The sequence below is a fragment of the Panacagrimonas sp. genome, from assembly GCF_965216805.1.
Taxonomy (GTDB): domain Bacteria; phylum Pseudomonadota; class Gammaproteobacteria; order Nevskiales; family Nevskiaceae; genus Panacagrimonas.
The window spans coordinates 1305009-1322333 of the sequence record NZ_CBDCGN010000002.1 but is presented as its reverse complement, the minus strand read 5'-3'; the positions used below and the strand labels follow the sequence as shown (position 1 = coordinate 1322333).

Annotated in this window: 20 protein-coding genes; all 20 read right to left on the bottom strand. The window is 62.8% G+C overall.

Going from position 1 to position 17325, the window contains the following annotated elements; translation table 11 throughout:
* Positions 1-47 precede the first annotated feature (47 nt).
* Positions 48-2372: a hypothetical protein gene (locus tag ACOOHP_RS06400; RefSeq protein WP_420465626.1), complete on the bottom strand. Its 2325-nt coding sequence runs from the start codon at positions 2370-2372 to the stop codon at positions 48-50.
* On the bottom strand, positions 2369-7081 hold the full coding sequence (locus ACOOHP_RS06395) for a tape measure protein (protein ID WP_420465625.1): 4713 nt from the start codon (positions 7079-7081) through the stop codon (positions 2369-2371). Before ACOOHP_RS06395 ends, ACOOHP_RS06400 begins: the two co-directional genes overlap by 4 nt.
* A gap of 1 nt (position 7082) precedes the next feature.
* On the bottom strand, positions 7083-7454 hold the full coding sequence (locus ACOOHP_RS06390; protein WP_420465624.1) for a phage tail assembly chaperone: 372 nt from the start codon (positions 7452-7454) through the stop codon (positions 7083-7085).
* A gap of 8 nt (positions 7455-7462) precedes the next feature.
* On the bottom strand, positions 7463-7840 hold the full coding sequence (locus ACOOHP_RS06385) for a hypothetical protein (RefSeq protein WP_420465623.1): 378 nt from the start codon (positions 7838-7840) through the stop codon (positions 7463-7465).
* A 123-nt stretch (positions 7841-7963) separates the two neighbouring features.
* Positions 7964-8425, bottom strand: coding sequence for a hypothetical protein (locus ACOOHP_RS06380; RefSeq protein WP_420465622.1), 462 nt, complete (start codon positions 8423-8425; stop codon positions 7964-7966).
* A 97-nt stretch (positions 8426-8522) separates the two neighbouring features.
* Entirely contained in the window at positions 8523-8717 is a 195-nt protein-coding gene (locus ACOOHP_RS06375; RefSeq protein WP_420465621.1) for a hypothetical protein, read from the bottom strand.
* Complete coding sequence (locus tag ACOOHP_RS06370) at positions 8714-9382, bottom strand: glycosyltransferase (protein ID WP_420465620.1); 669 nt, start codon at positions 9380-9382, stop codon at positions 8714-8716. Before ACOOHP_RS06370 ends, ACOOHP_RS06375 begins: the two co-directional genes overlap by 4 nt.
* On the bottom strand, positions 9379-10170 hold the full coding sequence (locus tag ACOOHP_RS06365) for a glycosyltransferase (RefSeq protein WP_420465619.1): 792 nt from the start codon (positions 10168-10170) through the stop codon (positions 9379-9381). The genes ACOOHP_RS06370 and ACOOHP_RS06365 overlap by 4 nt, the downstream gene beginning before the upstream one ends.
* Positions 10158-10514 carry a hypothetical protein gene (locus tag ACOOHP_RS06360; protein WP_420465618.1) on the bottom strand — a complete coding sequence of 119 codons (357 nt, stop codon included), beginning with the start codon at positions 10512-10514 and terminating at the stop codon, positions 10158-10160. Before ACOOHP_RS06360 ends, ACOOHP_RS06365 begins: the two co-directional genes overlap by 13 nt.
* Entirely contained in the window at positions 10511-10852 is a 342-nt protein-coding gene (locus ACOOHP_RS06355; protein ID WP_420465617.1) for a hypothetical protein, read from the bottom strand. Before ACOOHP_RS06355 ends, ACOOHP_RS06360 begins: the two co-directional genes overlap by 4 nt.
* Before the next feature lie 203 nt (positions 10853-11055).
* Complete coding sequence (locus tag ACOOHP_RS06350; RefSeq protein WP_420465616.1) at positions 11056-11727, bottom strand: hypothetical protein; 672 nt, start codon at positions 11725-11727, stop codon at positions 11056-11058.
* Positions 11705-12109: a phage tail terminator-like protein gene (locus tag ACOOHP_RS06345; protein ID WP_420465615.1), complete on the bottom strand. Its 405-nt coding sequence runs from the start codon at positions 12107-12109 to the stop codon at positions 11705-11707. The genes ACOOHP_RS06350 and ACOOHP_RS06345 overlap by 23 nt, the downstream gene beginning before the upstream one ends.
* Positions 12106-12549: an HK97 gp10 family phage protein gene (locus ACOOHP_RS06340; RefSeq protein WP_420465614.1), complete on the bottom strand. Its 444-nt coding sequence runs from the start codon at positions 12547-12549 to the stop codon at positions 12106-12108. The genes ACOOHP_RS06345 and ACOOHP_RS06340 overlap by 4 nt, the downstream gene beginning before the upstream one ends.
* Before the next feature lie 11 nt (positions 12550-12560).
* The gene (locus ACOOHP_RS06335) at positions 12561-13586 is read right to left on the bottom strand and encodes a phage minor head protein (RefSeq protein ID WP_420465613.1); all 1026 of its coding nucleotides are present in this window, start codon (positions 13584-13586) and stop codon (positions 12561-12563) included.
* Positions 13583-13933: a hypothetical protein gene (locus tag ACOOHP_RS06330; protein WP_420465612.1), complete on the bottom strand. Its 351-nt coding sequence runs from the start codon at positions 13931-13933 to the stop codon at positions 13583-13585. The genes ACOOHP_RS06335 and ACOOHP_RS06330 overlap by 4 nt, the downstream gene beginning before the upstream one ends.
* On the bottom strand, positions 13930-14448 hold the full coding sequence (locus tag ACOOHP_RS06325) for a DnaT-like ssDNA-binding protein (RefSeq protein ID WP_420465611.1): 519 nt from the start codon (positions 14446-14448) through the stop codon (positions 13930-13932). Before ACOOHP_RS06325 ends, ACOOHP_RS06330 begins: the two co-directional genes overlap by 4 nt.
* On the bottom strand, positions 14448-14756 hold the full coding sequence (locus ACOOHP_RS06320) for a hypothetical protein (RefSeq protein WP_420465610.1): 309 nt from the start codon (positions 14754-14756) through the stop codon (positions 14448-14450). The genes ACOOHP_RS06325 and ACOOHP_RS06320 overlap by 1 nt, the downstream gene beginning before the upstream one ends.
* 51 nt (positions 14757-14807) lie before the next feature.
* Complete coding sequence (locus tag ACOOHP_RS06315; protein ID WP_420465609.1) at positions 14808-15737, bottom strand: DUF2184 domain-containing protein; 930 nt, start codon at positions 15735-15737, stop codon at positions 14808-14810.
* A gap of 11 nt (positions 15738-15748) precedes the next feature.
* Positions 15749-16192 carry a structural cement protein Gp24 gene (locus tag ACOOHP_RS06310; protein WP_420465608.1) on the bottom strand — a complete coding sequence of 148 codons (444 nt, stop codon included), beginning with the start codon at positions 16190-16192 and terminating at the stop codon, positions 15749-15751.
* A complete protein-coding gene (locus tag ACOOHP_RS06305) occupies positions 16192-17322 on the bottom strand; it encodes a DUF2213 domain-containing protein (RefSeq protein ID WP_420466952.1) in 1131 nt (376 codons plus the stop codon). Before ACOOHP_RS06305 ends, ACOOHP_RS06310 begins: the two co-directional genes overlap by 1 nt.
* Positions 17323-17325 lie beyond the last annotated feature (3 nt).

The following is a 17325-nucleotide window of genomic DNA, read 5'->3' as shown; positions in this document are numbered from 1 at the left end:
GCCCGCACTAGGCGGGCTGATAAAAAGAAACCCGCCGGAGCGGGTGGTTACATGTCGGCGACGCCGGTCGATGGGTATGCGCGGTAAGAGCCGTTGGGGAGTTGGCCGTAGATGATGCGGACGGCGCCTGGGCCGGGCTGCCTACCGCTGCTGCCGCTGCCCTTGGGAGCGCCGCCGCCGCCGCCGCCGTAATTCCCGCCGCGCGTGGCCTGACCATCTTGGCCAGCGCTGCCGTTTGTCCCGTGTGCGCCTGGAGTGGCCCCCATAGCGCCGGTATTGCTCGGACCTAGCAGCCCAACGCCGCCACCGTTCCCGCCGAATCCGGATGTGTTGTAGGCGCCAGCACCTGCGGCGGAAGCCCCGGGCGTTGTGCTCTTTGGCGGGCTGTTGTACGGCGAGCCGCCGTTGCCGGAATATCCCGCCGCGCCACCGCCGCCGCCTGCTTCGCCAGAGCCAATCGAAGGCTCATTTATCAGGGCGAAACCGCCGATCCTTCCGACCGTTAGTTCGGAACCGCCGTATCCAGTGGCGCTGAAATTGATCGGATACTCTGCGTACAGCGTCGCGTCGTCCTTGAATCTGCTCCGAGATGAAAGCGAGCCTGGACCGGAAACATTGATCGATATGCTCTGCCCCGGTGTAACCGTGATCGAATCCGCATAGGCGAGGCTGCCCCCGCTTCCACCACTGCCGCCGCTTGAGCCTGCCTGACCTGCTCCGATCACGACTACAGAGACGCGAGTTACGTTCGCGGGGACAACGAATGTAGAGGCGCCCGGCGTGGTGTACGCGATTTGCCCCAACGGCTCCCCGACCACAAACTCAACGCCCGTCGAATAGCTGCTGAATATCCCGTAGCTGTCGCGGTATCGGCAGCGGACGTAGAGCGTGTCGCCGTTGGTTAGCGCAGACGGAACGGCCAGCGTGGTGAGGCTCGACTCGCTCACGTCGTCGTATTCCAGCATCGTGAAGCCAGCATCAGTGGCGATCTGCCATTGCGTGGCTTCGTGTGCGGTCACTACGTCGCCGCTGTACGCGAACGCGCTGGACGTGATGTTGAGACTGCGCGCGTGCGTGTCGCCATCCTCGGGGCTAGTGATGGTCGGCGTGGTGATGTTGAGTTCGGGCCCGGCGACGAAAGAAACGCCTGGCGACCACGGCGAATCGCCGAAGGTCAGGCCGCGATGAAGGACGCGCACGTAATAGACGCTGGACTGCGTGAAATATCCCCAATCGGGAACGATCTCGGTCAGGTTCGCGACATCCGACAGAGACTCCCAAACGATGCTCGCGAACGCTGCGTCAGTGGCGAACTGCCACGAGGATGATTCGTGCGAGTCGGTGTCTGGAACGGCCTCGAATGCACTAGAGATGAACATGCCTCCATCAGGGACGGTGAAGCCTTCCTCTGGCTGATCAACAGTCGGAACTGAAACTGCACCTCCGGAGAATGAATCCTCCAATGATTCGTATGGAAGTGACTCTGTTTCAATGCTCAGTTCCGACTTGAACGGACCTTCCAGAACGATCTGCGCATCGGTGTAAAAACCGAAGATGATCGTTTCCTCTTTCGAGTCATCGCCGATGAACAACGCCGGCCTTGATCTGATGCGGGAAAGAGTGCGGATAACCGATGCGGCCGCGTCCGTATCAATTACTACGTCATAATCACAGAGCTTCGACCATCTGCGCCGGGTGATTTCATAATCCCCAAAGTCGTTCTGCTCGACGCGGGAGTAATCGCGGATGCTCGGCGATGTGCCCCAAAGGGTGTCCCCGACATCTATCGCAAAGCCGATAATGACCTCCCCGACTGCCGCAGTCCCTGATCCTGCATTTATGACGATGCGAACCGGCGCGGTGTAGTTCGGCAAGTCCTGAAAAACAAGGTCACTGAACACAAGATCGGTAATTACCTCGATCGGCTCGAACAGGTAGTCATAGATATTGTCGATGCCGCTGTTATCGATCAGTGATCGCGTTTCCGCGTAAACGACGCCATCCTCTGAATCGATTTGCTGCACCGTGACGCTGTTGCCGACGACGTTGATCAGGCTGACATTGCTGATCGGTATCGATGGCGTGACCGTCACATCGATATTGTTCGCCCGGATCGACTGCGGAGAAGCCTGGCCGTCGAACATCCGAAGCCGATTGATCGCGCCAAGGTCTAGCCACGTCGGCGCCTCAAGCAACGCGCCGATGTCGGGCTGATCGGTGTTCGCGGCTTCCAGCGACTCATACAGCCGCCCGTTGTAGATGCGCTCGATGCCCTCATCCGTCGGCGTTGACGCGCTCCATTCGTCCGCTTCATCGACGATGTTGGAAACGAGGTTCGCGTCGGTAACGGAAACCGGCCGGACAATCTTCATGCGACATTCCTCGTCTCGGGCAGGCCGTTACCGTCCCAACGCTGGTTGAGGTTCAGCAGCTTTCCGGTGTTCTTCACGACCTGGCGCAAAAGCAGCTTGGTTTCCTGATCGCCGTCGTTCGATGCCATCTCCATGGAGTCCGAATTGCTGAAGATTCGAGACGGGCCGGTGTACTCAAGCTCGGGGCCGTTTTCGCCGACCCAGCGGAAGCCGCCTGCGTGCATGCCGCCGGATGCGAAGCCGGGTGCAGATGCGAGCGCCGCGGCTGCGGCAATCCCCTGGCGCACCGCATTGGCGATGGCGATGGCGTTCTGCGCTTCGGCTAGCTGCAGCGCGATGATCGAATCACGCACCGACAGCACGCTGGTATCGATGCCCAGCAACTGATCGCGGGCTTTCTCAAGCTCGCTGATCTGCTCGGCTGCCGCTTCGGCTTCCTGCTGTGCGATCTCGAATGCCTGCTCTGCCTGCAGGACCAGCGAGGTCGCCTCGGCAACGGACAGGACCGACTCATTCAGCACGCCCATGCGTTCGGCTTGCGCGTTTAGAGAATCCAGTTGCTGTTCGGCGATACTCTTTTGCCGTTCGGCAACGCCCTGCGCTTCGCCGGCCTCACGTTGAATGCGGATCAGGTCGCGGATGTAGTCGATCTGCGACGACGATCCGGCGAGCGATGCTTGTGCAAAGCCCTGCCCCGCCCCTGGCAGCGCGCCTAGCGCGTCTGCGTCGCCAAGCCTTGCACGACGTGACACTGCATCGAACAAGGCCCTGGCAGCGTTCAGTGAGCCGCCCTGCGCGACGGCAATGGTCGATCCGATCTCGCCGCGGAACGCTCCGAGCGCCTGCGCGAGCTGGTCAAACTGATTGATCGTCGCCTGAATCTCCGACGCCTCGCGCTGGTAGGCGCTGGACAAGGCCGACCGGGCTGAACCCAAGGCAGATTCGGCACTCGACACCGCGTTGACCACGGACTGCAGCGAGGCGATCTCCGCGTCGTACGCACGGGACACGTTCGAGCGCGCGAGTTCAAGCTGACGCTGCGATGCGTTCAGCGCCTCTTGCGCCGCGGTGCGGTTGGCCTGCGCTAGTTCGTCAGCCGCGCGGGATGCTTCCTCGGTCGCGGCCTGTTCGTCGCGCAGGGCTTGGATGCGGTCGTAGAGTTCGCGGTTCTGCTCGAATAGCTCGGCACGCTCAAGGGCACGCAAAGCCGCGGTATCTCCCTGCAGCGTCAGCAGTTCGCGTTCCAGCCCGCCGCGCTCAGTGGCAATGGCCTGCTGAATCCTGGCCAGTTCCTCGGCAGCGCGGGCCTGTTCCTCTGCGGCTTGTGCAGCAAGGTCTGCGGCGGCGGCCTGATCTTCCAGCGCGTAGATGTGCCGCAGGAATCCGTGTAGCGATTCCTCGGTGGCGTCCAGCTCCTGCTGACGGCGCAATGCGAGCGCCCCGATAGCATTGCCCTCTGCCTCCATCACCCTGATCTGCAGGGCAAGCGTCGCCGTGCGTCGTGCGTCGATCTGCGCCTGATTCTCCGCGAGCTGCGCAGCCCGCCGCGCATCCTCCGAAGAGATGATCTGATCCAGCCCATCAGACAGGCCCATCAGTGCCGCGAACGCCTCGCGCCCGCTGGCCGTGGTCAGGTCCAGGCCTTCCACGATGTCGCGGAATCCGTCGCGCGAACCCGGCAGCGAGTAGCCCAACTCCTCGAACGACCCGCGCAGGCTGTCGATCAGACGCTGCTCGCGTTCGGCCTCGGTGAAGAACTTGTCGTAGTAGGACGACAGCGAGGCGCTGAACTGATCGACGCCGCCGAAGAGGTTGATGAGTTCCTGCGTAGCTTCAACCAGTCCCATCTGGGTCAGGTCTAGGGACTGGTCGATGGCGGCGAGGGCTTGATCGACCGTCATCGCCGTGGCGGACAGTCGCGCGAGGGTCTGCGAAAGCGTCTCGCCCTCCTGCTGGAAGTTCTCGATCCCCGGCAGAATCTGAGCGGACAGCGCATCTGCAGCGCCGTCCACGATCTCCAGAATTCGCTCGGTCAGCGCATCGCCTTCCAGACCGAGTAAGGATTCGTCGATCTCATAGGCAAAGTCGCCGACCGCCAGCCCGAGGGATTCGGCAGCGCGCGTGCCGCCGGCAAACACTTCGCCGAACAGGTCGCTCAGGACGTTTTCGAGCGGTTCCGCGTCTAGCTCTACCTGTCGACGACGACGACCACGGCCGGCGCTCAGCTTCTTGCTGTTGAACTGCGTCAGCGATCCGTCGAAGTCTGATCCGTCGAATGCGCCGGCAAGACGAAGATCATCCGTACCCCAACTGCCGCCGCCAAAGGCGCTTCCGACTACACCGCCAAGCGCACTGCCAATGGCGCCGCCTAACAGCGTGCCGATGCCGGGGACGATGCTGCCGAGGCCCGCGCCAAGCGCGCCCCCGATGCCCGCACCGGTCTGCCCGGATTCGTCCAGCCCGAGAATCTGCGCCAGCGTGCTGCCGCCAAGGTAGCCCAGGCCAGCGGCTCCAAGGCCGCGGCCGATCATTGCGCCAGTACCCTGCCCGACGATCTGGCCGGCGCTGTTATAAACGGTATTGCCGACCGTAAACCCGCCGCCTGAAATGCCAGTGGCTGCGCTCGGCAACAGGCCGCCGCCGAAGCCAGCCAAGGCAGTAGATGCGCCGCCGGGGATCAACCCACCAAGGGCGCTAGCCCCGCCCGGGATGCCGCCTCCAAGGGCCGACTGAATCACGCCAGAAATAGGCGCCATGATCGGCTCAATCAACGGACGCAGGACCAGCGTGGAAAACATGTTCTTGAGCGTGTCGCGGAAGTTCTCCGCGAAGCCCTTGCCGTCCTCGAATCCGCGCAACAGCGCGTCGGTCAGGCTTCGATTGATCTCTTGCGCCGCCTGATCCCATGCGCGCTGCGCCTCATCAAGGGCGCGCTCTGATGCGGCGCGCGCCTCTTCGATCCCGTCCAGTCGGCGCTGCGCGATGACCGTCTCAAGCTCCGCGATAAGCCTGCGCCGCTCATGCTCATCTGTAGCCGCCGCGATCTGGTCGCGCATCACGTCTTCGGTGACGATGGCGCGCGCCCGGTCAATCGAGAACCCCATCTGCGCGAGTTCGATCTGGCGCTCGATCTGGCGAGTGACCTTTTCGGCTTCGTCAGCGGCGCTGATCTGGCCCGCTTCCTCTGAGACTGCGTCTAGGAAGCGCTGGTATTCTTCCGCGGCTTCCTTCGCCGCTTTTTTTGCAGCCTTGAGAGCCGCTTCAGATTCGCCGGCTGCCTTTGTCGTTGCACTTCCCGCCCCGAGCGCTGCGGCGCCTACGGCATCAAGCGCGCCGACCTGATCCAACGCGGCGCGCCGCGCGGCTTCGCGGGCTACAAGCTCTTCGGCGACCTGATCCCGAACAGACCTGCGCAAGTCTTCATTGGCCTTCTGGCCTTTGATGATCGCCTCACGCTCAGCGTCAAGCTCTTTGATTGCGTTCGCGGCCTGATCGGCAACGACTTCACCGAACCCGCGAACGGCTGTGGAAGCTCCGCGAAGGCTGCGGGCGATGTCGTCCGCGCCAAGCGCGTCGAACACTTTCGCAAGGCTGTCGCCCATATCTGCCGCAAGCGCGATGATCTTCGCGACTTCGGCGGCGACGGCGCCGCGGATCACGACAAATGCGCGCTGGCCTAAAACGCTCATCGCCTCGAAGTTAAGGCGGAACGCTTCGGCCATGTATACGATGTCGGCGACGATCAGGACCGCAGACGCTTTGACAAAATCGGGGATTCGGCCAAAGAAAAGAATTGCGTTTTCAATAACGGCGCGGAAGGCTTCGCCCCATTGCAGCAACGGATCAGTGTTCCCGAAGGCTTCCTGATTAGCCCTCGACACGGCGCTGACCTGCTGCGCCAGCATCGTCGCGGCCTCAACCATTGCGGAGATTCCGCTAAGTGCGCCGGCCTCATTGATAGCGCTGCCCAGGTCGAAGAAAGCAGTGCGCATCCGATTGACGTTCGCGGTCAAACTGTCCGCCGCGTCTACCGCTGCTTTTCCGAAACGGTTCGTCAGGGCGTCTGCCAACTTCGGCAGCAGGTCTTCAGCCATGACCTCGCCGGCCTGCAGGGCCTTCCCAAGCTCTGCCGTGGTCATTCCCATGGCTTCAGCAGCAAGCCCGAACGCGCCGGGGAGTCGTTCGCCCAACTGCCCGCGAAGCTCTTCTGCCGCGACAACGCCCTTGCTGATCATCTGCTGCAGGGCCAGCAATGCGCCCTCGGTGGTGTTCGCGTCAAGGCCCAAAGCAGTCGCCGCTTCGGATACGCCCGTGAATATCCGTGCGGCCTGCTCTCCCTCTAACGAAGTGCCCTTGGCCGCCGCCTGCAGTGAGGCGAACGCCCTGGCCGAAGACTGCAGGTCAAGGCCAAGCCGGTTGGCTTCCGACCTCACATAGCCGAACGCAAGTGCGCCACGTTCAGCCGTGCCAAGCGCGACGGTGAACGTCGATTGCAGGGACCGCATCTGCATTTCGACGCCAGCCAATGCGCGCACAGTGGCTCCGGTACCAATGGCGACCAACAGGCCACGCATGCGGTCGAACCCACGATTCAGGCGTTCGGTCGCTGTCTCGGTGCGGCGCGCAGTGCCGGACAGCCGGTCCAGTTCTGAATTGGCCGCCCGCAACGACCTTGAGTCAGCCCTGAACCCTAGTTCGGCAACATCCATATCAACGCCTCCGTGGAGCTGATTTCAGCCCCGACTTCTTCTTGCGTTCGTCGTGTTCCCGAAGCTCGATCCCGCTCTGCGTCAGCCATGCGTCATCCATGGCAAAGAGCATTTCGATTTCCTCGGGGGTGACCGGCGTCAACGTGTTGTCACGCCACGCGCGGACTTCGCTGTGTGTCAGCGGTTGCGGGCCTTGAAGGCGGCGCCGGCAGAGCGTCCAGAACCATTCCCACACGTGCCAGACCACATCCGGAATCTCCGGCGGGTCTGGCGTTACGTGGTCCTGTTTGAAGCGCGCGTTGTATTCCCTGCGCGTCTCGCCGTCAGGGTTGGCGGTTTCGTACCGGACGTAATGCCGGACTGCATCCGCCAACTCTTCCGTCAGCCCTTGAAAAAAGCCGCGTCGTCTCCGAGTTCCGCGTCGATTTGCTTGCGGATTTCGTCGTTCTTGATCACGTCGCGAAGGTTCTGCTCGGTGAACTCAGGCTTCTTTCCGCCCCAGGTTGCGGCGCCTTCCCATCGCCAGCCTTCGATGGCCGCGATCATCAGTTCGACGCCCTGCGATTCCATCTGTTCGGACGTGATCTTTCCCTTGCGTGACTGCAGACGGGAATTCGTGATGCGGTGCTTCGCGGCTTTGACCTTGGGGTCGGTCATCGGGCGAAGCATGAAGACAAGCCCGGTCGGCTCATCAGTGACCGGGTGCTTGATGAAAACATCACGCGCAGCAACAGGCTTGAACTCTGTAGACAGGTCCATGTTTGATCCTCAGTGATCGATCCGAAATGAATTCCGGCGGCAGGGGTCGGATCAGGTCCCTCTTCGCCCTCGCGAGGGCTAGCCGCCGGAAACTGAAAAGCCCGCGCGAGGCGGGCTAATGGGTTACGCCGAGGGCAGTCCTTCCAGGAACTGATTCACGCCGACGGTGAAGACCATCCGCACGAAGTCTTCATTGCCGCCGCCCGGATAGACGGGGCCGCCGACAGGGCCGCGCAGGTAGTGCGTGGCGCCATCGGGCAGGGCGATGCGGAATGCGTAGGAATCGCGAACCGTCGGCAGGCCGGCGGCCTTGAATGCGATCTGACCGGCGTCGGTCACGTCCTGCGCGGCCTCGATGGTGAAGCTGCCGCCATCGGTCTGCCCCTTCGCCTTGAGCGTCAGCGCGCGGGCGAGCGTCGGGTAATTCACCATGTTGGTTTCATAGCCGTACTGGCCGATGGTCCCGACGTTGGCGATGGCCGTGTAGCTCAGGCCCTCGAAGGCCGCCTCATTCACGAGGTCGGTGTTCTGCGTGGTGGTGGAGATGGAAACAGTCGCGTTCAGATAGGTGGTTGGATCAGCCATGGGGAAAACCTCTCGGGCATAAAAAAGCCCGCGAGCGCGGGCAATAAAAAACCCGCCGGATGAGGGCGGGTTGCGGTACCGGCGGGGCCGGGATTCGTTACGTCGTCTTGATCAGTTCCAGCGCCTGTTGCGGCGTGAACCCTGCCTCGACGTAGGCGTCGTACTGCGCTTTCTTGAGCTGCGCGATCATTCGCGCGTTAGCGATCAGCGTCGGAAGTGTCCGGCGCAGTTCTTCGGTCAAGGCCAGGGCTTTGTCTGGCTTGGTCGGGATTTGATGGATCTTGTCGCTCACAGATAGGACGCCGCGCAATGACCGATGAGGGCCTTGAGCATACGCCCGTCGGGGTCGGGCTCGCCAAAGTTTTCGCGATGGCCTACGCCGATGCCGGCGCGTCCAGGTAGTCCTTTGATGCCGACAGCGGTCGTCGTATCGAGCAGCGACTTTCTGCCGCTGAAGCTGCGCCACAGGTCGATGTCCAGGCGCGTCTGCTGTTGGCCGCAGATCATCCGCAGCAGGATCGTTGCCGGGCCTTGCATTGCAGACGCTCCTAAGCTCGCGTGATACGTGCCGGGGATCGCTCGATAGCGGCGCGTCGCGGCGTTCCAGTAATGCGAGACCCGCTGGCCTACAAGGTCGGCGGTGCGCAGCGCCTGCAGCATCGTTGCGATGTGATCGGGGAGGTATACATCGTCATCCTCGCAGTGAATCACAGGTCCTTCACAGGTTTTCAACAGTTCTATCAACGACCGCGCGTGCGTGTTTTGCCCTTCCCATCGCCACTGCGGCCGGATGACTTCAACCGTGATTCCATCACGCATCTGCGGCACCTGGCTGGCCGGGTCGCAGTCGTCGCACATGATCCATTTGAACTCGCGGACGGTCTGCGCGTTGACGTAGGTGGCGAGGCGCGCGAGGGCTTCGGGGCGGCCACCGGTGGGCGTAACTACCGTAATCATCCCGCCGCCTCCAATATCTGCCGAACCACATCGCGCACGTCGTGGTGCAATTCCGCGTGCGCCCTGAATAGATGCTGCCGGTCCATCGCGTGGATGATCGCAGCCCGCAATGAGTCCTCTGTCGGTTCGCCGCCGCCACGCCCGCTGTAATTCCGAGCCATCGCGCCGAACGTGTCTGGGTCCAGTAGCGGCCCCTGATAGTGGCGGTCATCACAAATCACGACCGGCGCGCCGCAGGCCATCGCCTCGACGGCGCAACGCCCGGAAGCGATGACGCAGGACGCGCGGCGCAGCGCCTGGCGTGCGTTCCAGTGCGACAGGTTCCGGACGTGGATGAACGCATGCCCCATCATGTCCGCGAGCCCTGGCAGCCATTCCAGGCCGCCTCTGGCCGCGTATCTGACTATCAGGTCTTCGCGCTTGCCGCCGGGCGACCAGAACCCGAGGTCGACGGGCTGGCGGATCACCCGGCCCGTCCCGCGCCAGTGATCTTTCAGTTCCTCCGACGTGAAGAGCGCGCCGTCGGCCGGCGCTTCGTCATCGACGATGCCGTGGCAGATGTTCACGACCTTGGAGCAGTTCGGTTGCCATCGCCGGACGTGGTGCCAGTTCGCGAAGATGCCGAGGTCATAGGCCCGGCCATTTACCGCACTGTCCTTGTCCACGATGCAGACGCTGTGCCCGCTCCTGACCAGTTCATCGCGCACGGTGGCAATCCAGGTCTGCACGCCGCCGTCCCTGCGCCCGGGCTTGCCGGGCATACGCTTCGCTGCGATCAGAATCCGCACAGGATCAGCACTCCGTATTGCCCCGGTTGGTGACGCCAGACATTCGCCCTTCGGCGTCCATCGATCTGCCCGATTCGTCCATGTCGAAAATCGACCAGGACCAGCGGGCCGTATAGGCGTCTCGGTGATTCGTCGGTGATCATCCGCGGCTCGATTCTCGCGAGCCGATCAAGATGCGCGCCGACCTGTTCCGCGCTCCATATCTCTTGCCGGACCGGCGTATCCGGCCCAAACACAGGACGCGGCACGCTGTAGCGGTCGGCCCACTCATCCGTGAGCCGGACAACGGTTGCGAATCCGTCGCGGCGATCCGCGAAACATCGGAGCACGTCGGCGAAGCTCATGGTTCAATCCGCAGGACTCGATAGTTGCGGGTCACGTCGATGCAGTGCGTTACGCGCCACCCGCCGTTTGCCTCGAACACCATCGCAGGGGTATGCGCGAGCGATTTGTGATTCAGCCCCGGGCCGTACTTTTCAGAGACTCGAACCGAGTACACGACGGCGCGAGACACACGGCGCAGCTCGGACATAACAGATTGAAACTCACCATCCTTGAGCCACCACACGAACCGCATGCAGAGTGTCACCGGCCAATGTCGGTCTGGGTACGGAAGCGGCGCCTTGAGGTCAACAATGTCTGTATCCATCCACGGATGTTTGCGCGTGCAGATGCTCAGCATCTCAGAGCTGGAATCTACGCCCATGCCTCCGTATCTACGGTACAGGTCGCAAAACCCTCCGGTTCCTACCGGGGCATCGAACACAGGCCCTGAATTGATCAGTCGTGACACAGCCGATCGCTCAGCATTTCGCATCGGAGATCCGTCGCGCTTAGCGTCGTACTCCGATGCCGTCGCCCCGTAGTACGTGTCAGGGTTCCCGATCATCTCAGCGCCTCGCCCATGCTCGCCATGCGGAACCACGGCAGTGCAGAGCCGGGCGTCGCGTTCACCACGTCCACGCCCGCCATCTTCATATCGCGTGCCATCGGCTCGAACATCCTGACCCATGCGTTGATGTGGCTTTCTGGTGCGCTGATCATGTCCCGATGCTCGCCGTGCCAGTGCGCACCGTTCTTGCGGTGCATGTCGAATCCAAGCAACACGATCCGCTTCGCCCCGAAGTGATACGCAAGGTTCACCGCCTGATAGCCGCTGTTGCCGCCGGTGTGAATGTGCCCGCGCTCGATGCACAGTCCTGCGCCGTCGCGCTTGCCGATGCGCTTGATTCCGTGCTTCATCGCCGCCGCGCCGCTGGTGGTCCATTTCTGGCCAGCGAACACAGATGCTGCCTCGCCGTACGTCTCCCACCAGCGGAAGTCGCAGGCGTACAGAACGTCAGCCCACGGCAGCAGGCTCCAGGTGTTGTTCACCACGATGACTCGCCACGTCGAAAACCGGCGCAGGTGCTGCAGGTCTACCGCCAGCATCGACGGGCCCGACGCGCAGACGATCCACTTGTCACCGCGCGGCATGTCAGCAGACAACGGGGCGTCGCACTCCGGCTCCCTCTGTCGATGCCTGTACCGCGTCCTATCGCGTGCCGTGCGCAGCATAGGGAATCGTGATCGGGTGCATGATCCGGTCTGACTCTTCGATCACGGATGACACGTAAGGGGGCATCTCGACCTTCGCCGGACCGAGCACGGTCCCGGTGTCGAAATGCGCCACGACTAGATCCACGAGGTCCAAGGCAAGGCCGGCACCAGGGCGAACGCAGACCAGCGCCTGACAGAACCCGACCAGACTGATCGGCCCTTCATTGGCGATGCCGTACTTCTGCGTCCGGTTCGGGAAGTATCTCGCCTCGATCCAAGACCCGGTGTCCGGCGGCGTTCCATGCACGCCGGCATAGATCACCGGCACGTCAGGGCTCATTCCAGCGGCAAACGTCCCGAGACGGACCGCGAACGCATTCCATATCGCGTCATCGGTCACGGGAACCTCCGTTTGGCCTCAGCCGTCACCGCAGCGACGATGGGTCGCCAGTTCTGCGCCGCACTGCGAAGGAATCCGTATCGGGCTTCCATCGCGCGCGCGTACTCCGCAGTCCAGCCGAAAAAGATCGTGTCGCCGAGACGTGCGCGGCTGATGCTCAGCGCAACGTCGTCGGCGTTGAATCGGTACACGGCAGCCCCGACAGCAGGCCGCTTCGGCCCGCTGGGCATGCCGGAGAATGAAACCTGTCCGGACGCCCTGAGAAAGCCATCGTCCACCGGCATCTTTCCGCCACCGCCGCCGGGATTGGCGACGGATGGGCCTTGCTCTTGCGCCTGTTCGATGACGCGCTGAACGGACTCTTGAAAGATGGCCTGGCCGCGGGCCTTGCTCTTGCGAACCCATGAGTCCACGGCCGCGTTGAACTTTTTGGCGGCCATGTGTCACCCCTCTAACCGAGGTTCTGCGCCAGAAAATCAACGCGCCGCCTCGCAACACAGCGGCACTGAATCACTTCAGCAGCCGGCGCGCCCAATCCGCTATCCCCCGGATACCGCATCAGGTATCCGCTCGGCGTGCGGAACGGCTCACCGTAGGCCACGGTCTGGCCGCTCATCGCAGCGTGTGAGTCGCGCGTTCTGCCGTCTCGCGTGGCGACCCATGTTGCGGTGACAGCATCGGCTCGAATCTGGCCCGCCTCGACGGCCTGCGTGTAGACCTGATCGCTGCCGGCGTTGAATGCACTCAGTGTTTCGGTCCGGGCGATCATCTCGCCGCGTTGACGTAGCAGACGGTCGGAGTAGCGACCGACGATGCGATCAATGTCCGCCGCCTTGACGGGCTTGCCTGCCTCCATCGCGCGCCTGACGATGCCGTCAAAGCGCCGATCACGTAATTGCCGGTCGAAGTAGCCGGCCATCTGTTCCGGGTCCAGTAGCTGCGCCCTGGCGTTGGCGACGTAGCCGGCCTGATTCGAGGTCAGCCCGACGATGCCGCCGGCCCTGCGCCCTGTCTGCGGGCTGATGCGGCCCACGATGTCCAGGGCGGTCGAACGTGGCGCCCGTCCGATCTGCGCGCCGTTGGATACGGTCACGCGGATGGCGTCGCGCTGATCGTCGATGACACGCGTCACGAGCCGTGAGCTGTGATCACGCAACCATTCCTCCGCGCGGATGTTCCGCACGTCGAATCGCAGTCGCGCGATGCCGGCGCCTTTCGGCGGGCGAATTGACGATGCCTCGAATACGCCCCCGGTGATGTAGACGGTGCGGATCGATTCCAGCAACTCAGACAGTGCCGAGGCGTCCATGCGCAATGCAGTCGCAATGCCGGCCACGTCGCCCGAGCTAATCAGTCGCTCGATCTCCGCGACAGGCGCGTTACTGGTCAGCCTGCGAACCTCCGCGAGGTACGCGCGCAGGACCGTCGGTTCCAGTCGCGCCAGTTCTGCGAGGATCTGGCGCGGCGTGGCGCTCATGCTCTCGCCAGGAATTCGTACAGCAGAACGGTCCCACCAGGGTTCAGCGGCTTCACGTCGACGAAGTTGTACCGAATGCCGCCGATCTCGATCTTGTCGGCCGTCTCAGGGCTGATCGCAATCGTGGTGGAGATGATCCCCATGCGGTCGCCAACCTGCACCAGCGATTCCGGGATCAGCGTGAGCTTGTATCCCGTCTCGACCAGCATGCAGGCGTGCGGTGTTTCGGTCTGTACCGGCGCATGCGGCGGGCCGGACAGGGCGATGCGGATGACCGACGCCGACTTGCCATAGGCTTGGATCAGCCGGCGCGCGGTAGCGTTCAGCCGGTCGTAGAAGGCGCTCATACAACGGACACCGCCGGTAATTCATAGGGGCGGAACACAAGCGGCGCGATGATCTCATCGATCAGCGGGATGACGGGTCGATTCGGCGTCGTGTTGTCGGTCGCCTTCATCTCGCCGTACTGCACTTCGACCGGGCCGACCTTTTCGCGGATCGCCTGCGCAGATGCGGTGTAGTCCGGGGACAGGCTTCCAGGGTCTGCAGCCTCGCGTAATGCGGCCTCATACGTCGCGTATTCGACTTCGGTCGGCACTTCCGTGCTGCCGATCTCGTTACCTTCGTAGTCCGTTGCGCCAGTGCGTGGCCATTCCAGAATCTGAGCGCGCCCGCCGGTCTTGGTCCCGCGGAACATCGACTGCCAGCGCCCGGACATCAGGCGCCAGCGATACCGGCCGTCGATGTACTGCGACGCGCGCACGAGCGCGGCCTCCTGAGCCGTCGAAGTCAGCGCGTCCCACGCCGCGTTGCCGCGATCCACGTGGTACGCCGCTGCGTCGGTCAGGTTGCCGTAGTACATCAGCCCTGCGCCTCACTCAAGGCAGTGCGCAGGTTCTCAAGCGACGTGCGCTTGTCTTTCTTGATGCCGAGCGCCGCAAGCTGGGCGATCAGCGAATCCTTTTCGTCCGCGACAGCATCGGTAACCGACTGAGGTACAGGCGCGTCTGCGCCCTCCACCGTCAGGATGCGATTGCGCACCCATGCGGCGACGATGTGGTTGTCCTTGATCGCGTGCCAGTTCGGCACGGGCGTCTTCACGCCAGGGGCAAGAACAATGCCGCCCGGAAGCCCGAGCGGCGCCTTGTGGTTGTTGGTGATGTTGACCATCGGGTTGATCCTCCGAAAAAAGGGGCGGCGATCCAGGCCGCCCCGTGTTACTCAAACGCCATCTGTGTAGACGATTTCCTTGGGCAGACGAATGTCCAGGCCGCCCATGCGGAACACGCCCGGCACCTCGAAGCGCAGCGGACCGGCCTGATGCACCGGCAGGAACCGATGCGGCATCGGCAGATGCAGCTTCAGAACCTGTGGGCTGCGCCGGTAGGCGATCATCCGAGGATTCGACGACGTGCCTGCGGTATCGAGCTTGCGCACTCCGCGGATCATCAGCGGCTGGCCGGTGTTCGCGGTGTAGATGTTGTGCTGCTGCAGGAACCGCAAGACGGTCGTCTCGGTGTCCGGGATTCGCTTGGTAGCGATCAGGTTGTACCGAGACCAGGGCAGCAACAGCGTGTCCGCCATGACCGTGGTGACGGTCGCGGTGTGCACGAACTGCAGCGCGTCGTTCACGTCCTTGAGGATGTTGTCGGCCGTGGTGCCGCCGGCCGTCCAGTTGCCAGTCGTCGGCGCCGTTGCGGTGACCGCCGAGCTGTCGAACAGCCCTTCCATGTTCTTGGTCGTGTCGCCTTCCAGCGCGACGCGATCAATGAACTCTTCGTAGGCGCGGCGTGCGGCCATGGCGTAGTCGGCGGTCAGACTCACGCCCAACATCTGAGCGTGGTTAATCTCCTCCCACCCGTAGCCGTAGCCGATGGCCGCGGTGTAAACCTCGGTCTCGAACTTCGTCATCTCGGTGGTGACGTTCGGCACGTCGTCCGCGTTGCCGTTGACCCACTTCGCCTTGCCGAACTTGTCGGAGCTGTAGTAAGTGACGGACTTCGCGAACGGGTGCGCGGACGTGTCCACGGGGATCAAGCTCGGATACTGAATATCCGGGTACTTGATCTGGTACACCTCGCGTTCGATATGCGAGGTCTGAGAAACGACGAAACCCAAGGCAGCCTGGGCGTCAAAGAGTTGATTCGACATGATGGCCTCCTTTAGCCCATGCGGACGATGGCCAGCGCACCGGCTTCAGCGCTGGTATCCCAGCGAGCGCCAGCGATCTGAACAGCAGAGTTGCTGTTGTCGTCTTGGAAAGTGTTGTTGGACGGGCGAACCCAAACGGCATCGCCTGCGCTGCAACCGCTGGTGCACACGACCCAGACAGTGCCCTTGGTCATCACGCGCGCCTCTGCGTACTGCGCGAACTCATCCGGGTCATTCGCATCAAGCGAACGCTCCCGAACGGTGACGCCCAAGACAGTGCCGCCGTCGAACAGGATGCAGCCCTTGTCCGCGGTGCCCTGCTCTACAGCGATGCCGAACCCGATGCCCGCTGCAGTCTCGACAGTGCGAGACATCAACGTGGCCGGGGTCATGTCCGCGATCTGGCCCGCGACGGCTTCGAGAATTTCCTCTCGATAGGTGCTCTGAACGGCCATTAGTGGGCCTCCTTCTGGTTCGGTTTCCAGGAATTGGAAATGTCAGCGACGTAGGCCGAATAGCCGTTGTCGTCAGGCTTCTTGCCGTCGGCGCCCTTCATCAGCACCTTGCGCACCGGGTCGGCCTTGGCGTCTTCGGCCAGGATGTCGAAGCGCGCGGCGATGTACGCCTCGGGCTTGTCGGCCATGCCGTCGCCGAACTTGGCGACCACGACAGCCTTGCGGATGTCGGCGTCAGACTTGCCGGTGTAATCGGCATCGGCGATGGCCTTGGCGGTGGCGATCAGGTCGGCGCGAACCTTCACGCGCTTGTCCAGCTCGGCGTCGCTCAGAACCTTGCCTTTCAGGCTGTCGATCTCTGCATCCTTCTTCGCGAGGTCGGCATCCTTGGCGGCGATGGCTTTGGCGTGGTCGGTCACCAAAGCGTCAGACGCAGACTGCGCGTCCTTGATCTGGCCTTGCAGTTTGGCGATGGCCTGGGCTCCGGCATCGGTGGTTTCCACCGACAGTCCGTCAACCAGGATCGTCCGGGTTTTCGTGTCGCTCATTTCAGATTTCTCCATGGGAGGGGGCTTGTCGGCGCCGTGATCCTGAGCATTCGAGGCGCGCCAATCCCCGATGCGTAAAGCATTCCCACCACGCGCGGCATCAACCAATGCGAGATGGTTCATTTTCAGATTCGTCTGGATTGCGTCGTAGGCTTCGCCTTGAGGCGTGACGCCATCGCCGAATACGATTTCGGCGGTGTAGCCCATGGATAGCTCGCGCTTTCCGGACTCGAAGTCCTTGACCGCCGCGGCATCCATCATCACCAGCGGAACGCGGACGAATTCACCATCGCGCACCACGTCGCCGCCGGTCTGGCCGGTGGAATATTTCTTCCAGTTGTCGGCCGTCACCAGCTCGCGCGGGTGATCGTTGGTCATCGGGCGATAGGCGTAGGAGCGCATCGCATCGGCGGCGAACACAGACTCTTCCGGCCGATACACGCGGACGATAGGCTTATCGACGCCAAGCTCAGCACCGGCGTATTCCTGAATCCCGGTACGTGCTACGCGAACATCAGCGACCAAATAGCCGTCCGCAGTTCGCCGCACGCCGGTGGTCGTCACGGCGTCATAGAGCATCATCGG

Excerpts from the sequence above, each read along its gene's own strand:
- ACOOHP_RS06400 (WP_420465626.1), bottom strand. The coding sequence starts at position 2,372 with ATGAAGATTGTCCGGCCGGTTTCCGTTACCGACGCGAACCTCGTTTCC.
- ACOOHP_RS06395 (WP_420465625.1), bottom strand. The coding sequence starts at position 7,081 with ATGGATGTTGCCGAACTAGGGTTCAGGGCTGACTCAAGGTCGTTGCGG.
- ACOOHP_RS06385 (WP_420465623.1), bottom strand. The coding sequence starts at position 7,840 with ATGGACCTGTCTACAGAGTTCAAGCCTGTTGCTGCGCGTGATGTTTTC.
- ACOOHP_RS06380 (WP_420465622.1), bottom strand. The coding sequence starts at position 8,425 with ATGGCTGATCCAACCACCTATCTGAACGCGACTGTTTCCATCTCCACC.
- ACOOHP_RS06370 (WP_420465620.1), bottom strand. The coding sequence starts at position 9,382 with ATGATTACGGTAGTTACGCCCACCGGTGGCCGCCCCGAAGCCCTCGCG.
- ACOOHP_RS06360 (WP_420465618.1), bottom strand. The coding sequence starts at position 10,514 with ATGAGCTTCGCCGACGTGCTCCGATGTTTCGCGGATCGCCGCGACGGA.
- ACOOHP_RS06355 (WP_420465617.1), bottom strand. The coding sequence starts at position 10,852 with ATGCTGAGCATCTGCACGCGCAAACATCCGTGGATGGATACAGACATT.
- ACOOHP_RS06350 (WP_420465616.1), bottom strand. The coding sequence starts at position 11,727 with ATGCTGCGCACGGCACGCGATAGGACGCGGTACAGGCATCGACAGAGG.
- ACOOHP_RS06340 (WP_420465614.1), bottom strand. The coding sequence starts at position 12,549 with ATGGCCGCCAAAAAGTTCAACGCGGCCGTGGACTCATGGGTTCGCAAG.
- ACOOHP_RS06335 (WP_420465613.1), bottom strand. The coding sequence starts at position 13,586 with ATGAGCGCCACGCCGCGCCAGATCCTCGCAGAACTGGCGCGACTGGAA.
- ACOOHP_RS06330 (WP_420465612.1), bottom strand. The coding sequence starts at position 13,933 with ATGAGCGCCTTCTACGACCGGCTGAACGCTACCGCGCGCCGGCTGATC.
- ACOOHP_RS06325 (WP_420465611.1), bottom strand. The coding sequence starts at position 14,448 with ATGTACTACGGCAACCTGACCGACGCAGCGGCGTACCACGTGGATCGC.
- ACOOHP_RS06320 (WP_420465610.1), bottom strand. The coding sequence starts at position 14,756 with ATGGTCAACATCACCAACAACCACAAGGCGCCGCTCGGGCTTCCGGGC.
- ACOOHP_RS06315 (WP_420465609.1), bottom strand. The coding sequence starts at position 15,737 with ATGTCGAATCAACTCTTTGACGCCCAGGCTGCCTTGGGTTTCGTCGTT.
- ACOOHP_RS06310 (WP_420465608.1), bottom strand. The coding sequence starts at position 16,192 with ATGGCCGTTCAGAGCACCTATCGAGAGGAAATTCTCGAAGCCGTCGCG.
- ACOOHP_RS06305 (WP_420466952.1), bottom strand. The coding sequence starts at position 17,322 with ATGATGCTCTATGACGCCGTGACGACCACCGGCGTGCGGCGAACTGCG.